The following is a 14,518-nucleotide window of genomic DNA, read 5'->3' on the forward strand; positions in this document are numbered from 1 at the left end:
CAGTTCGTACCGCGCATCGGGCGTATCAGGCTGCTGCCTTGGAATGTTTGCGGCCGACCAGCACATGCGCGCCGTCGGCCTCGATCCACTCGTCGTGCAATTCGCCCTCGGCGACGGAAAAAATCTGTCCCGCACGGTAGACGACGGGCTCGTCCGTTTGCCTCACGACGAAGGTGCCGGAGATGACCAGTCCGCGGATTTCGAAATGATGCCGGTGCCGTCCCTTGCCGGGGCGAGGATCGAGCTTCTGATGCTCGATCTCCTGAAAGCCATCATCCCTGAGCTGCTGTTCGAAATCGCGTTCGTTCATGCACCCCTCTCGTCGCGCGGCGGCGCCGATGGCCTGCCGCCTGACAGGTTTGAGGATAACGCCTTCGCCGGATGCCAGTAAACCTCGGCTATCGTGCCGCTTCCGCGAGCAACGCCGTCGGATAAACCGGCTTGGTGAAGAACTTTGCGCCGGGCGGCAGGGGGCGGGGCAGCGGACGGCCCGAGATCACGATGATCCGCATATCGGCATCGTGCTGCTGGGCGAAGTGAGCCAGATCGACACCGTCCATCTTCCCGACCAGATTGATGTCGGTGACCATCAGGGTCGGGTGTTTTGCCTTGAGCGCCAGGGCCGCGGTCTCGGCATCTTCGCACTGCAGGACTTCGAAGTTCCGCTCTTCGAGCAGAAGCGCGAGCATCTCGCGTTGAATGTCGTCATCCTCGACGACGATGGCGGTCGGGCGAAGCGGCTTTGATTGGCCCATGATTGCACCTCACTTCCTATCATTTGTTAAGTGCGAAGGGGGTGAATCTGTTCCCGGTAGGGTGTGTTGGGTTCCACGGTCGCGGGAGTTGCCGATTGTTTCTGACGCCGCGGGCAATGTGCGCAGCAGGCTCTCTGCTTCGCTGAGCATGGTGCGGACGAACTTCCGTTCGTCGATCGCTTCGCCGGTGAAAAAGCCGTGCTTGACGGCGTTGCCGTTTCCAAACGGCGCGCCGGATCCCCATGCGCCGCCGTGCATGCGGCAGCGCGCCTTGCCGCGCAGTGCCGGCGCGCGGCAGGTTTCACCGTTTCGTGTTCGCGCGCCGCAACGCAGGCTGGCCCGCATCGGGCCGGTGTTGCGGGTGTGGCTCATGCGGGGACGGCCGCGTCCATCAGGCCCGGCTGCGTGGTGATCAGGTTCGCGTGCTGCGTGAAATGGCCGACGACGGCCTTGCCGCCGTCCTGCACCGACAGGTTCTGCACCGTGATCGCGCAGGTGCCGTTGCTGCGATGGCGGCTCAAGGCCTCCATCTGGGCGGCGTAGGTGCGGGCCAGCCGGGTCAGCGCGCGGGTGAGGCTTTCCTGCTGCGGCACGTCGTCGGTGCAGGCGAGGCGGCAGGCGCAGCGCATCGAGGCGACGTGAATGCCGACCATCTGCGCCGACAACATGGCCTCGAGCGAATCCTTCGGCGCGATGCTCTTGAGCATCGAGACCATGAAGGAGAGATTGCCCTGGTCCGGCTTCCGTGCAACCACGCTCGCCTTCACCAACTGGCTCAACAGGCCATGCAGCGCGTCGCGGTCGACAGCGCCGATCGCCTCGGCCAGCAGCCTTTCGCCGGTGTGCGGATCGGGATGGTCGATCACGATGCGCCTGCGCCGGAGTTTGACCTTCGGGCTCGCGATGATCGCGGCGGGATCGTTCGCTGCGATGGGCGTCGTCTCGGTGAGTGTCGGCAATGTCGTCATGCGCTGTCCTTTGCCGGCGCAGGCACGCGGGTTCGCGGCGAGCGAAGCCGATCGCGCACTGAGCGGCGTTGAGATTTTTCAGATGTCGATTGTGCGTGTTCGCGCGGGCCGGGTTGAGCGCTCGTGAGCGGGCAGGCCTGGACACGGGCTGATTTCGCGATGATGCCACCGTGCGCCTGTTTTGCCCGACGTGTCAAACGGAATGTTCGGGATATACGAAGTCGGCTCTCTGAAGCCGGCTACTGTGCATGGGGTTGTTTTCGCAGTTTTGTCTGGATAGCAGCGTCCGCCTGCCGTGCGGCGGAATGCCTGACGGAAACGCGATTGCGAAATCCGATGTGGCCGCTATTCATGACCAGCGAACGCGCCGCACCGACAACAAGCAGAGGCGCCGTGGTCCGGGGAGAGAACCAATGCAACGAACGGCCCGCCTGCTGGCGCTCATTGCCGGACTTTGCGCGTCGGCGCTGTCGACGGAGGCCATCGCGCAAAAATATCCGGTGCGGCCGGTGAAGGTCATGGTCGGCTTCAGCGCCGGCGGTCCGGTCGACGTGGTCGCGCGCATCATCGGCGACCGGCTCGGCGCCAAGCTCGGGCAGCCCTTCGTGGTCGAGAACCGCGCCGGCGCCAACGGCATGATCGCCGCCGAAGGCGTCGCGCATGCGGAGCCCGACGGCTACACAGTGCTCGCCTGCAACTCGTCCACGATCACGCTGAACAAGACGCTATTCAAGGATATCCGCTACGATCCGGTCAGCGATTTCGCGCCGCTGACCACCGTCGTCTCCGCGCCGCTGGTGCTCGTGGTCAACCCGGAGAATCCCAAGACCGCCGACATCAAGACCGTCGCCGATCTCGTCGCGGCCGCGAAGGCGGCACCCGGCGCGCTCGCCTACGGCTCGGGTGGCAACGGCAACCTCGCCCATCTCGCCATGGAGCTGCTCGGCCAGCGCGCCGGCATCAAGATGATCCACGTGCCCTATCGCGGCGGTGCCGCGTCCGAGGTCGGCATCCTCGCGCAGGAGGTGCTGGCGGTGTTCGATCCGCTCTCCGCGGTGCCGCTGGTGAAGGCCGGCAAGCTGCGCGCGCTGGCGGTGTCCTCGGCCGAGCGGCTGCCGTCGCTACCGGACGTGCCGACGGTTGCGGAAGCCGGCTATCCCGGCTTCGACCTGTCGTTCTGGGTCGGCTTCTTCATGCCGAAGGCGACGCCGGCGCCGATCCTCGAGACGCTGCACCGGGAGATCGTCGCAGCCGCCAAGGATCCGACGGTCGAGGAGCGCCTCGGCTCGCAAGGTGTGGTGAGCGTGCTCAGCCCCGCCGACTACGCCGCCAAGATCGCGAAGGAGACCAAGGAGCTCGCCGAGGTGGTCGCGGCCGCGAACATCAAGGCGGAGTAGGGGCTACAGCCACAGGATCTGCTTGCGATAGCCGAGATCGTTCAGCAGCGGCGCCGCTGGTCCCTGGTGGAACACGGCGCCGCGCTCGAGTGCGAAGACGCGATCGGCCAGCGCCAGCACGAGATCGAGATTGTGCTCCACGATCACGATCGACATGTGGCGGCGGAGTGCATCGAACACTTTGAACAGCTCCAGCGTCACCGCCGGCGCGAGGCCCTCGAACGGCTCGTCCAGCAACAGCAGGCGGACATTGCCGGACATCGCGCGCGCCACCGCGACCATCTGCTGTTCGCCGCCGGAGAGATAGTCGGCCGCGATGTTCATGCGCTGCTTCAGCCGTGGGAAATACTGCAGGATCTGCTCCTCGTCCCAGACCACGCCGTCGCTGCCGTCGGTCTTGCGGGCGAGACGCCCGAGCGCGAGGTTTTCGCGCACGGTCATGCCGGCGAACAGGCCGCGGCCCTGCGGGACATAGCCGATGCCGCGGCGGGCGATGTCGGGGGCAGCGAGGCTTGCGATATCATCGCCGCGATAGGCGATGCTGCCGGACGCCGCCGGCACGAGACCCGCAATGGTTTTCAGCAGCGTCGACTTGCCCGCGCCGTTGCGGCCGAGCAGCGCGACGATCTCGCCCTCGCGCACGTCGAGCGCGGCGTCGTTGAGGATGTGGCTCTTGCCGTAGAACGTATTGACGCGATCGAGCCGCAGCACGGTCTCGCGCGCGCCGGATGCCTCCTCGCTGCGTCGATGCTCGACGGCGGGAATGCCCTTGCCGGTATAGATCTCCTGCACCCGCAAATCGGCCCGCACGGCGGCGGGGCAGTCGGACATCAGCACCTCGCCCTGGTTCATCACGGTGACGGTTTGCGAGAAGCCGAGCACGCGGTCGATGTCGTGCTCGACGATCAGAACGGGGATGTTGGCCGCGATGTTCTTGACGAGGTTCGACACGCGCTCGCGTTCGGCCGCGGCCAGGCCGGCGAGCGGCTCGTCGAGCAGCAGCACCTGCGGTTTCGAGCCCAGCGCGATGCCGAGATCGACCAGCCTCTGCCCGCCATAGGAGAGCTCGCCGCCCTCGATCTCCTCGATGCCTTCGAGGCCGAGGAATTTCGTCAGTGCGGCCGTCTCGGCGTGGATATCCTTGTAGGCGTCGATGTCGTTCCAGATGTTGAAGCGCATCGGTCGCCGTGCCTGCAGCGACAGGCGCAGATTTTCGTAGATCGACAGTCCGCGAAACAGGTTCGTGATCTGGAACGAGCGCGCCAGCCCCTGATGGCAGATCGCATTCGCCGGCACGCCCGCGATGTCGCGGCCCTGTAGGCGGATCGTGCCCTGGTCCGGCGCGTAGAGACCGGAGACCAGATTGAACAGCGTGGTCTTGCCGGCGCCGTTCGGCCCGATCAGCGCATGGATCTCACCGGCGGCGACCGTGATGCTCGCATTCTCGACCGCGCGGATGCCGCCGAACTTTCGGGAGACGTGGCTGACTTCCAGCACCGTGCCCTTCAACGCCTCCGGCCGCAAAAAGTCCGGCAGCGGCAAGCCCTCGTAGATCTTGCGCCGGCTCATTGCCGCCGTCTCTTCCGCGGGCGGACGGAGACGGCGCATGATGAGCGAGCCGATGCCGACGAGGCCGCCGGGCGAATACATCACGAAGGCGACGAAGGTGAGGCCGAACCAGAACAGCCAGTCCGACGTCCAGATCGAGAACAGCTCGCGGAACAGGATGAAGAACACCGCGCCGAGCGCGGGGCCAAGCAGGCTGCGCATGCCGCCGATCACGACCATGGCCAGCAGCTCGCCGGCAAACGGTACCGAGACGGCTTCGGCGGAGACGAGATAGTTCAGAAATGCGATCAGCGCGCCGGCAACGCCGGTGACGACGGCCGAGATCACGAACACCGCGAGCTTGTAGCGCTCGACCGGATAACCCTGAAAGCTCGCGCGCAGCTGGTTCTCGCGGATCGCCACCAGCACATGCCCGAATGGCGAGCGCAGCAGGCGCATCAGCACATAGAGCACGGCAAGCCCGATCACCGCGACCACGATGTAATAGTTGAGCGCGTTGTCGAAGCTCACGGGGCCGATGCCCCCGCGCTTCAGTCCGCCGAGCCCGTCCTCGCCGCCGGTGAGGCTCGTCCAGCGGAACGCGGTGGTGTAGACCAGGGCCGCCAGCGCCAGCGTCAGCAGCGAAAAGTAGACGCCGCGCCGGCGCAGGATCAGCATGCCGATCAATGTCGAAGCGATCGCGACAACGACCATCGATCCCAGCAGTGGCAACCAGATCTCGCCCGGAAAAAAGCGCAGCTGGATCAGCCCGGCGGCATAGGCGCCGATGCCGAACCAGGTGCTGTGGCCGAACGAGACGAGACCGGTCGTGCCGATGCAGAGGTTGAGCCCCATCGCGGCGATCGCCAGCCCGACCATCCAGGTGCCGGTGTTGAGCGAGAGGCCGAGGGCGCGCAGCAGGAACGGCAGCGCGATCACCGCGACTGTCGCGATCAGCAGCGGCCTCAGCCGATCGATGGTCGAGGTATCCCTCATTCGAACTTCTCGATGCGTTCGCCGAGCAGGCCGCGCGGGCGTACCAGCAGCACCAGGAACATCAGGATGTAGATCGAGGCTTCGCCGGCCGCAGGCTCGAAATGAATGGCGATGCCGCGCACGACGCCGACGAGGAGGGCCGCGATGACCACGCCCCAGAAGCTGCCGAGCCCGCCGATCACGACCACCACGAAAGCGATGGTCATGATCTCGGCGCCCATGGCGGGATGCACGGTCGTGATCGGCGCAAAGAACGCGCCGCCGAGCGCGGCGAGGCCGACGCCGAGCATCACGATCGCGGTCATGTAGGGCTGCAGGCGAATGCCGAGCGCCGCGACCATGTCCGGCCGCTGGATGCCGGCGCGAACCACGCGTCCGAACGAGGTCTTTTGCAGGAGCCACCAGACGCCGAACAGGATCGCCGCGACGACGGCGAGGATCAGCAGGCGGTAGCGCGAGAACAGGAAATCGCCGACGATGACCGAGCCACGAAAGCTCTGCGGGATCTCGGTCGATACGGGTGCGGCGCCCCAGATCATGCGGATCGCCTGCTCTGCGACCATCGCGAGACCGAACGTGACGAGCAGGCTGAGGATCGGATCGGCCGTGTAGAAGCGGCGCAGGATGAATCGCTCGAACAGGATACCGAGGAGCGCAACCGCGAGCGGGGAGATCACCACCGACGGGCCGAAGCCGATGCGGCGGGTCAGCTCGACGCAGATGTAAGCGCCGAGCGCATAGAACGCGCCATGCGCGAGATTGACGATGCCGCCGACGGAGAAGATCAGCGACAGCCCGAGCGCGATGAGCAGGTAATAGCCTCCGAGCACGAGGCCATTCACCACCTGTTCCAGCAAGAACTCGAACTGCATGTTGCGTGCGCCTTGCCGGGTGCGGGCCTCACGCCTTCATCTCGCAGGGGTTCTGCTCTTTGGTCGGGTAGATCGTCTCCAGCGGGTCGTTCGCTGCCGGCACCGCATCGCCCAGCACCAGCATGTCCCACTGGTCCTTCATCTGGTCCTTCGGCTTGACCGTGAACGGATAGGCTTCTTGCACCAGCTGGTGATCCCATGAGCGGAAGTAGGCCTTGCGCGCCTTGCCGATATCGAATTGCGCCTGCTTCTCGAAATAGGCGATGAGCTCGCCGCTGTCGGTCGACTTGGTGGTGTTGATCGCTTCCGCCAGGAGCTTCAGCGTGACGTAGTCGATCCAGGCATGGTTCTCCGGCGGCTTGCCGTATTTCTTGGTGAAGGCCGTGACGAAGGCCTGCGACGTCGGATTTTGCAGGGTGTGATACCAGACCGTCGGCCAGGTGCCGCTGAGATTGCCCGCGCCTGCGGCCCAGGCATCACCGGTGTTGAGGTTGAAGCCGACCAGCGGGTAGGGGAAGCCGAACTCGGCATATTGCTTGACGAGGTTGGTCACCTGGTTGCCGGCGAGGTTGCAGCAGACCACGTCGGGTTTTGCCTGCCGGACCTTCAGCAGATACGGGCTGAAATCGGTGACGTCGGTTGCGATCAGCTCGTCGCCGATCAGATTGGCATCATGCGCGCCGAAGAACACTTTCGCGGCCTTCAGCAGGTCATGGCCAAAGATGTAGTCGGCCGTCAGCGTGAAGAACTTCTTGCCCTTCACCATGCCCTGCTGCGACAGCGCGGTGCCGACCGCGTTGACCATCACGGTGTTCGGAATGTCGCAGTGGAACGAGTATTTGTTGCAGCTCTTGCCGCGCAGTGCGTCCGAGCGCGCGCCGGTCGAGAAGAACACCTTCTTGTTGCGCTCGGCCACCTGCATGATGGTCAGCGAGGATGCCGACGAGATTTCGCCGAGCAGCACCACCGCGCCGTCCTGCTCCAGCATGCGCTGCGCCTTGGTGGCGGCGGTCGCCGGGTTGATCGAGTCTTCCGAGAGCAGGTCGATCTGCTTGCCCAGAATGCCGCCCGAGGCGTTGATCTCCTCCGCCGCGAGCTTCGCACCCAGCTGCGCGTAGCTGCCGATCACGCCGAGAAAACCGGTGAGCGGCGTCAGGTGTCCGATCCGGATCTTTTCGGCCTGAGCCCTGACGATCGCGGGAAACCCGAGCGCGGCCGCGCCAGCGAAGGCTGCGCCCGCCCGTAACAACGTCCGTCGTGGGTAGCGGATCATCTCTGTCTCCTCCCGGGTGCATCGCGTGCCTCCCTTCAAAACCGGGTATCCGGTATTGTGAGAGAGCTTTTTCTAATGCTGGAGGATAATCCCGAACGCCATTGCCGGTGTCAACCGGCAAAATCGCCGCTCGGGTTGCGGCTCAGGCTTTCTGCGTGAGCGCCTTGTGTGGCCGGTCCTTGGCGCCGAATTCGACCGACAGGCGATCGGCGGCGGCCTGCACGATTTGCGCGCCGGCATGCAGGGCCTGGTTGGACAGGCGCCAGATCGGCCCGGAAATGCCGAGCGCGCCGATCACCTGACCGGTGAAATCGGTGACGGGGACGGCGACGCAGCGCACTTCCGGATTGAACTCGCCATCGTCGAAGGCAACGCCGGTGCGCTGCACTTCGGCGATCTCGCGCATCAGCGCGCCGGCATCGCTGATGGATTTCGGCGTCGACGGTTTCAGTTCGACGCGATCGATGAAGCGCTTGAGCTGCTCGGGGCGGAGCGAGGCCAGAATGATCTTGCCGAGCGCGGTGCAATGGGCGGGCCGCACGACGCCGACGCGATCGGTGAGCTGAAACGCGCCCGGGCCGCTGGTGCGGGCGATCACAACCACCGCGTCGCCCATTCGCACGGCAAAATGCCCACTTTCGCCCGTCTGGCGTGACAGTTCCTCCAGCACGGGCGTTGCGACATTGACCATCTCGATCTCGTCGAGCGCTGATGCGGCGAGTGCAAACAAGGGACGGCCGATGCGGTAGCGTTTGTTGTCTTTCTCCTGGCGGAGGTAGCCGAGCGAGACCAGCGTCTTGGCCAGATGAAACGTCGTCGAGTTGTGCAGGCCGACCAGCTTGCTGAGCTCTGCAAGCCCGATACCCTCGCGATGGCGCGCCACCTCTTCGAGGATCGAGAAGGCGCGACCGAGCGATTGGACGCCGCCGCCGCGCTGCTTGTCCTCGGCCTCGTCGTCGCCATCCGCCTTGGGTGCAGGGACCAGTTTGGCAATCGCGGCCTTGCGCGGGCTTGCAGGCTTCTCGCCGGTGGTCGGCTTAGTACGCGATCTCAAGGACTGGGCTCCCTCAGGTGAATCGATATGGCTCCGCATCCGCGACAGTAGCACGCAACCAGCGCAGCCGTCGGCGCGGAGCTTCGCGTTTCCTCAGCGAGAAAGCCTATCACAATATAAATTGACGTACAGCATTATGAGAAATAGGCTCCCCGCGGCCCCATGATGACCGGCCGCGTTCTCCGCATCGGTACACAAGACGTCGACGGGCCGAGAGGGAGACCGGTTGATGTCGAAAAACATGCTCAATGGCGCTCAGGTCATTGTCGATTATCTGATCCAGGAGAAGGTGCCGCAGGTGTTCGGGCTCTGCGGCCACGGCAACATCCAGTTCATCGACGCGCTGTACGAGCGATCCTCCGACATCAAGACGATCTCCGTGCATCACGAGAGCGTCGCCGGCTTCATGGCCGACGTTTACTACCGCGTCTCCGGTCGACCGACCGCGACCTTCACCTCCTGCGGGCCGGGCTCGGCGAATCTGCCGATCTCCCTGGCGAACGCCTACCTCGATTCCGTGCCGTTCATGGCGATCACCGGCAACGTGCCGACCAGCCAGTTCAACCGCGGTGCGTTCCAGGAAATGTACCGGCACTATCAGGCCGACTTTCCCTCCACCGTGCGCACGATGTGCAAGAAAGTGTTCCAGCCGACGCGCGCCGAGATGGTGCCGCTCGCGGTGCGGCAGGCCTGGAAGACGATGGTCACGGGGCGGCCCGGGCCGGTCGTGGTCGACGTGCCCTTCGACGTCTTCATGGAATCGGCGGCCGAAGAGGCGCCGAAGGCTGCCGAGTGGAGCGCCAACATCTCCAGCCGTTGCGGCGCCGATCCGGAAGGTGTCGAGAAGGCCGTCGACATGCTGCTCTCGGCTGAACGGCCGGTGATGCTGGTTGGACAGGGCGTGCGCTATGGCGGCGCGGCGGAGGAGTTGCGCAAGCTCGCCGAGCGGCTACAGATTCCGGTTGCGGCGTCCGCAAGCGGCCTCGGTGCGCTCGACGTCAATCATCCGCTGGCGCTCGGCCTCGTCGCACGTGCCGGGCACTATCAGGCCAATCACGCCGCGCGGCAGGCCGACGTCCTGCTTGCGCTCGGCGTCCGCTTCGACGACCGCACGTCGAGCTCGTGGATCCCCGGCTATTCCTTCACGATCCCGCCGACGCGGTTGATCCATGTCGACATCGACCCCGAGGAGATCGGCCGCAACTATCCTGTCGCGCTCGGCTTGATGGCTGACGTCCGTACCTTCCTGCGGCAGGTGCATGCCGAGCTCGATCGCCGCGACAACCTTTTCAAGAAGTCGGATGCGCGCAAGAAGTGGCTGGCGCAGATCGATGGTTATCGCAAGGAGTGGGACAAGTTCGTCGCGCCCGGCTTCTCCGACGACACCACGCCGATCAATCCGCAGCGCGCGGCGGCCGAGATCGACAAGGCGTTGCCGGAGGATGCCATCCTCGTGTCCGATATCGGCGTGCACCACAATTGGCTGCTCGGCTTCTGCAAGCCGAAGCGGCCGGATTCGCTGATCGGCTCGATGGGGTTCGGCCCGATGGGCTTTGGCGTTGCCGGTGTGATGGGTGCAAAATTCGCCGCGCCCGATCGCCCCTGCGTGTCGGTCTGCGGTGACGGCGCCTTCTTCATGCATGCCAACGTGTTGGGGACGGCGGTCGAGTATAATCTGCCAGTGGTCTGGGTGGTCTGGAACAATTACGCCTATGCCTCGATCCGCGGATTGCAGCGCGGCTATCTCGGCGGCCGCGAGCTTGCGACTGACTTCAAGCATCCGGAGACCGGCGAGCGTTATAACCCTGACTTCGCGGCGATGGCGCGCTCCTGCGGCGTCGAAGGCGTGCGTGTCGATCGCGCCGGCGATCTCGGAGAGGCGATCCGCAAGGGCATCGCCGCCAACAGGCCCTACCTGATCGACGTCGATATCGCCGCGGACGTCAATCCCTCGGGCGCCGGCGTCTGGGAGTTGCCGGGTCTCGGCCAGAGCAAGGCCGGCATCGGCACGCGCTTCCAGCCGGGCTGATCGCGGTTCGCAGAAGCAATCAACAAAATATCGGGAGATGGGAATGACGCTCGCAGGCAAGAAAATCGTCGTGATCGGCGGCTCCTCAGGCATCGGCCTCGCCACGGCGGAGCTTGCAAAATCACAGGGGGCCGACGTCGTCATCGCCTCGCGCAGCGCTGCGAAGCTCGATCCGGTCGCCGAGCGGCTGAAGGTGACGGCGATCCCGACTGATGTCACCAGCGATCAGAGCGTAGCCGAGCTGTTCAAGCGCATCGGCGCGGTCGATCATGTCGTGCTGACGGCTGCGCAGCTTCGCACCGGGCCGTTCAAGACGGTTGCGATGGAGGATGTGCGGGCCACGATGGAAGGAAAATTCTGGGGCGCCTGGCGGGTGGCACGTGAGGCCGCCATCCGGCCCGGTGGCTCATTGACGCTGGTCACCGGTTTCCTCAGTGTCCGGCCGCGGCCGAACTCTGCGATCGTCAGCGCGGCCAACGGTGCGCTGGAGTCGCTGGCCCGGGCACTGGCACTCGAGCTTGCGCCGGTGCGTGTCAATGCAGTCTCGCCCGGCGTGATCGACACGCCGATCCGGGCTGCGATGCCTGAGGCTGCTCGGAAGGAAATGCTGGCCAAGACGGCGGCAGCACTTCCGGTCGGCCGCGTCGGCATGGCCGAGGACATCGCCCAGCAGATCGCGAGCTTCATGAACAACGGCTTTGCCACCGGCTCGATCGTCTATGTCGACGGTGGTGCGCTGGTGAATTAGGGAGCACGGGCATGACCGAGGAAAGCAACGGCGCCTTCATCCGCAACATCGCGGAAGTGCCCTGGCGCGAATTCCCCAACCACTTTGGCGGCGCGCTGTCCAAGCCGCTGGTGATGCCGGAAACGGCGGGCTCGCGCCGCATCGACTACCGCATCTCGATGTACCAGCCGATGGCCTATGTGGCACGGCATCACCACAAGGTGCAGGAGCAGGTCTATCACGTGCTCGACGGCGAAGGATTGATGGAGATCGCCGGCAAAAACCATGTCGTCCGCAAGCACGACGTGATCTTCCTGCCACCCGGCGTCGAGCACGCGATCTCGAACTCCGGTCTGACCGATCTCGTTTTCCTGGTGGTGACCTCACCGGTCACCGACGACGAGAAGCCGGTCTAAGCTAGCTCGAGGAGCGCTCGCGCGCCGCAACGCGGATGGCGCGAGCCTTCGCACCCTTCGCGCCGGCCGCGATCATTCCGTGCGCCTTGCCGTGGGCCGCGCCGCTCTTGCGGAGCAGGACAACGAGGCGCTTGCGGGCGCGGTTCGCGGATAACCGCGCCGCCAATTGCTCGGCCTTGCGAATGATGGTGGCGGTCGTAGGCGCGAGGTTGGCGGGTACCCAGGCGATGTCCTTGGTCTTGGACAGGCTTCCGATGCCTTCGCAAGGCGCCTCGCGCGGGAGGTCGATCCGGATCGCGAGCGCTTCCGACCGCTCGATCCAGTCTTCGGCCTTGGTGCCGGTGATGATGCGAACATAGTCGCGGGTCTCGCGCGGCAGCTCGCTCTCGCGAGCGAGCCATTTCTGGATGCGACCGGGGCCCGCATTGTAGGCGGCCGCGGCAAGGCCGAGATTGCCGAAATCGTCGCGGAGCTTGCGCAGGAATTTTGCCGATGCCGGCAGCGCCTTCATGGCATCGAAGGGGTCATCGAGCCCGACCTCGGCGGCGGTCTCCGGCATGAATTGTGCGACTCCTTGCGCGCCGGCCTGGCTGACCTCATTGGAACGGAAGCGGCTCTCTTGCCAGAGCAGGCGGGCGAAGAACGGCACGGGAATGCCGCTCTCCTCGGCCGCTTGCTTGAGCGCGCGGCAAAACTGTTCAGTCGGTGACGCCGGAGCCTGCAAGGCGGTTTCGACGGCGCGCGGCGGCTCGATCGTCTCCTCGTACGATGCGCGTGCGTTGGCGAGCTCGATGGCCTGCACGCTTGCAACAAACAGCTCGACAAGGGGAACCAGTGAGGGTGCGCGATCGGCCTTGGGTGTTGCGTTGTCGAAGCTGGAAGCTTGCCAGGTCGGCGGTGTGCTGACGTCGCACATCAGAATCAGGAACGCAGCGCAAGCCGCGACGAGAAATCGCATCTCGATAAAGGTCCTCGAACTGTGGGGGAACGACCAGCGCGCGCCGGTGACAAGGACTTCTTAACCGTAATTGCGGCGAAGCTGCGATTCCGCGAGACGGCAGGTGTTAGTACGGTGTTCCCATCGCAGGAACACGACATTGCTCCCGCGGTTCTGATGGAACCGCAGAAAACTCTGGACGGCTAACGGTATTGAGGCAGGCCCGCAGCGCTTATGCCTTGGGGAAATCCTTGCGCATTGCGATCTCGGCGGCATCGCCGGGCGACAGCACAGTCTGCTCGAAGGCCGGCTGCGGCTTCGTCATGATGTCGTAGAGCGAGATGCCCTTGATCGGCTTGTCCATGAGGACACGAACGCAATCCGCCAGCGTGCCGTTGTAGACGAGATAGGGCGGACCACGGTCCTTCTGCCGCTCGCCCTTCAGCGATGGCCACTTCTTCAGTTCGGCCGGCGCGTCGTATGCGATCGGCGATCCCTCTTTGAACATGCGCGTGGCCCCGGGCGGCTTGGACTATCGGGGAATCCTAGAGCCGCCCGGTAAACGCGCGTTAAAGAATTAGTTCAAATCAGCCGGCAATGAAGGCGAGCAGGGTGCCGTTGGCTTTGGCCGGGGGCACGACAATCGCAGCTCCGCTGCGGACAGCCGCCGAACCCAGCGCCTTCTCCGTGGCCGCGAGATCGCCGCTGACGAGCACTAGCGCCGCGCCGCCGCGCTCGGAGAGGCCGGCGAGTGGCACGCCGGGATAGCGTTTGCCGAGCTGGTCGAGCGTCAGATAGACGAAATCGGCGCGGTCCCCGCCCGACGTCACCGTCACCGCGCCGTCGGCCTCTGCCTTCGCCTCGCGATCGATCAGCCGCGCCAGATGGGCTGCTTCCTTCGCCGGTTCGGGCGTCGCGATCAGCACCTCGCTGATCCGCTTCGCTGCATTGGCGTGCCTCATCAGTTCGGGGATCCACACCGTCTCGCGGGTCTTGTGCTGGCAGGCGAAGATGCGCACGCCGCCTGGCGCTTCCGCGGTCGGCCACATGAAGGTACGGAATTTGGCGGCCGAGACCGTGCCGTTCGGCAACGTGACCGGCCGCTCGAAATCGGTGGGACCGATCGGCGTCAGGCCGCGCGCGCGGATCTCCTCGGCGCCGGCGGCGGAATCGACAGCAGTGAAGGCGATCCGCTCGATGCCTTCACCGTGCCGCTCGACGAAGGCGCGCGCCGGGGCGTTGTGTTCGGTTGCCACCAGCACGCCGAGCAGCTCCATATAGTCCGGGTCGAACATGATGGTGTAGTTGCCGGTACCCATATGCGCGCTGTGGGTACCGCGCGGTGAAAGGGTGAAGCCGAGCTGCCTGTAGTTTTCGGCGGCCTTGTCGAGGTCCTTCACCATGACCACCGCGTGGTCGATACCGATGACGTTCTTGAGGGCCACTGTGATTTCCCCGGCAATTGCAAACTGACTTTGGACGGCTCGCGGCCGCTGGTCTTGTCTACGCCGGATGGGCGATCAAGTCATTTTCAAATCGGCGGGGG

At 65.1% G+C, this 14,518-nt stretch carries 15 protein-coding genes; 4 read left to right on the forward strand and 11 right to left on the reverse strand.

Features of this window, described 5'->3' with window-relative positions; all coding sequences use genetic code 11:
• Nucleotides 1-25: 25 nt before the first annotated feature.
• From NLM31_RS13305 to NLM31_RS13320, 4 genes are all read right to left on the reverse strand, one after another.
• Nucleotides 26-310, reverse strand: coding sequence for a hypothetical protein (locus NLM31_RS13305; protein ID WP_254192505.1), 285 nt, complete (start codon nt 308-310; stop codon nt 26-28).
• Nucleotides 311-398: 88 nt separating this feature from the next.
• Nucleotides 399-755, reverse strand: coding sequence for a response regulator (locus NLM31_RS13310; RefSeq protein WP_254192506.1), 357 nt, complete (start codon nt 753-755; stop codon nt 399-401).
• 9 nt (nt 756-764) lie between these two features.
• Nucleotides 765-1,127 carry an HGGxSTG domain-containing protein gene (locus tag NLM31_RS13315; protein WP_254192507.1) on the reverse strand — a complete coding sequence of 121 codons (363 nt, stop codon included), beginning with the start codon at nt 1,125-1,127 and terminating at the stop codon, nt 765-767.
• Complete coding sequence (locus tag NLM31_RS13320) at nt 1,124-1,723, reverse strand: hypothetical protein (protein WP_254192508.1); 600 nt, start codon at nt 1,721-1,723, stop codon at nt 1,124-1,126. Before NLM31_RS13320 ends, NLM31_RS13315 begins: the two co-directional genes overlap by 4 nt.
• 413 nt (nt 1,724-2,136) lie before the next feature.
• Between NLM31_RS13320 and NLM31_RS13325 the strand changes: the two genes are divergently transcribed.
• The gene (locus tag NLM31_RS13325; protein ID WP_254192509.1) at nt 2,137-3,120 is read left to right on the forward strand and encodes a tripartite tricarboxylate transporter substrate binding protein; all 984 of its coding nucleotides are present in this window, start codon (nt 2,137-2,139) and stop codon (nt 3,118-3,120) included.
• A gap of 3 nt (nt 3,121-3,123) precedes the next feature.
• Here NLM31_RS13325 and NLM31_RS13330 read toward each other — a convergent pair whose 3' ends face one another.
• From NLM31_RS13330 to NLM31_RS13345, 4 genes are all read right to left on the reverse strand, one after another.
• Nucleotides 3,124-5,664, reverse strand: coding sequence for a branched-chain amino acid ABC transporter ATP-binding protein/permease (locus NLM31_RS13330; RefSeq protein ID WP_254192510.1), 2,541 nt, complete (start codon nt 5,662-5,664; stop codon nt 3,124-3,126).
• Entirely contained in the window at nt 5,661-6,536 is an 876-nt protein-coding gene (locus NLM31_RS13335) for a branched-chain amino acid ABC transporter permease (RefSeq protein ID WP_254192511.1), read from the reverse strand. The genes NLM31_RS13330 and NLM31_RS13335 overlap by 4 nt, the downstream gene beginning before the upstream one ends.
• Before the next feature lie 28 nt (nt 6,537-6,564).
• A complete protein-coding gene (locus tag NLM31_RS13340) occupies nt 6,565-7,809 on the reverse strand; it encodes an ABC transporter substrate-binding protein (protein WP_254192512.1) in 1,245 nt (414 codons plus the stop codon).
• Between the two features lie 142 nt (nt 7,810-7,951).
• Nucleotides 7,952-8,863 (reverse strand): IclR family transcriptional regulator, encoded by a 912-nt coding sequence (locus tag NLM31_RS13345; protein WP_254192513.1) that lies wholly within the window; start codon nt 8,861-8,863, stop codon nt 7,952-7,954.
• Nucleotides 8,864-9,092: 229 nt separating this feature from the next.
• Between NLM31_RS13345 and NLM31_RS13350 the strand changes: the two genes are divergently transcribed.
• The 3 genes from NLM31_RS13350 to NLM31_RS13360 are packed head-to-tail and all read left to right on the forward strand — an operon-like array spanning nt 9,093 to nt 12,035.
• Nucleotides 9,093-10,892, forward strand: coding sequence for a thiamine pyrophosphate-binding protein (locus tag NLM31_RS13350; protein WP_254192514.1), 1,800 nt, complete (start codon nt 9,093-9,095; stop codon nt 10,890-10,892).
• Nucleotides 10,893-10,935: 43 nt separating this feature from the next.
• On the forward strand, nt 10,936-11,640 hold the full coding sequence (locus tag NLM31_RS13355; RefSeq protein WP_254129814.1) for an SDR family oxidoreductase: 705 nt from the start codon (nt 10,936-10,938) through the stop codon (nt 11,638-11,640).
• 11 nt (nt 11,641-11,651) lie between these two features.
• Nucleotides 11,652-12,035, forward strand: a complete 384-nt coding sequence (locus tag NLM31_RS13360) for a cupin domain-containing protein (RefSeq protein ID WP_254129815.1) — start codon at nt 11,652-11,654, stop codon at nt 12,033-12,035.
• A 1-nt stretch (nt 12,036) separates the two neighbouring features.
• Here NLM31_RS13360 and NLM31_RS13365 read toward each other — a convergent pair whose 3' ends face one another.
• The 3 genes from NLM31_RS13365 to NLM31_RS13375 all read right to left on the reverse strand — a co-directional run bounded on the left by NLM31_RS13365 (nt 12,037) and on the right by NLM31_RS13375 (nt 14,417).
• Entirely contained in the window at nt 12,037-12,993 is a 957-nt protein-coding gene (locus NLM31_RS13365; RefSeq protein ID WP_254192515.1) for a lytic transglycosylase domain-containing protein, read from the reverse strand.
• 211 nt (nt 12,994-13,204) lie between these two features.
• On the reverse strand, nt 13,205-13,480 hold the full coding sequence (locus NLM31_RS13370) for a hypothetical protein (RefSeq protein WP_254129817.1): 276 nt from the start codon (nt 13,478-13,480) through the stop codon (nt 13,205-13,207).
• Between the two features lie 79 nt (nt 13,481-13,559).
• Nucleotides 13,560-14,417, reverse strand: coding sequence for a VOC family protein (locus NLM31_RS13375; protein WP_254192516.1), 858 nt, complete (start codon nt 14,415-14,417; stop codon nt 13,560-13,562).
• Nucleotides 14,418-14,518: the final 101 nt, after the last annotated feature.

This window comes from Bradyrhizobium sp. CCGUVB4N, assembly GCF_024199945.1.
Taxonomy (GTDB): domain Bacteria; phylum Pseudomonadota; class Alphaproteobacteria; order Rhizobiales; family Xanthobacteraceae; genus Bradyrhizobium.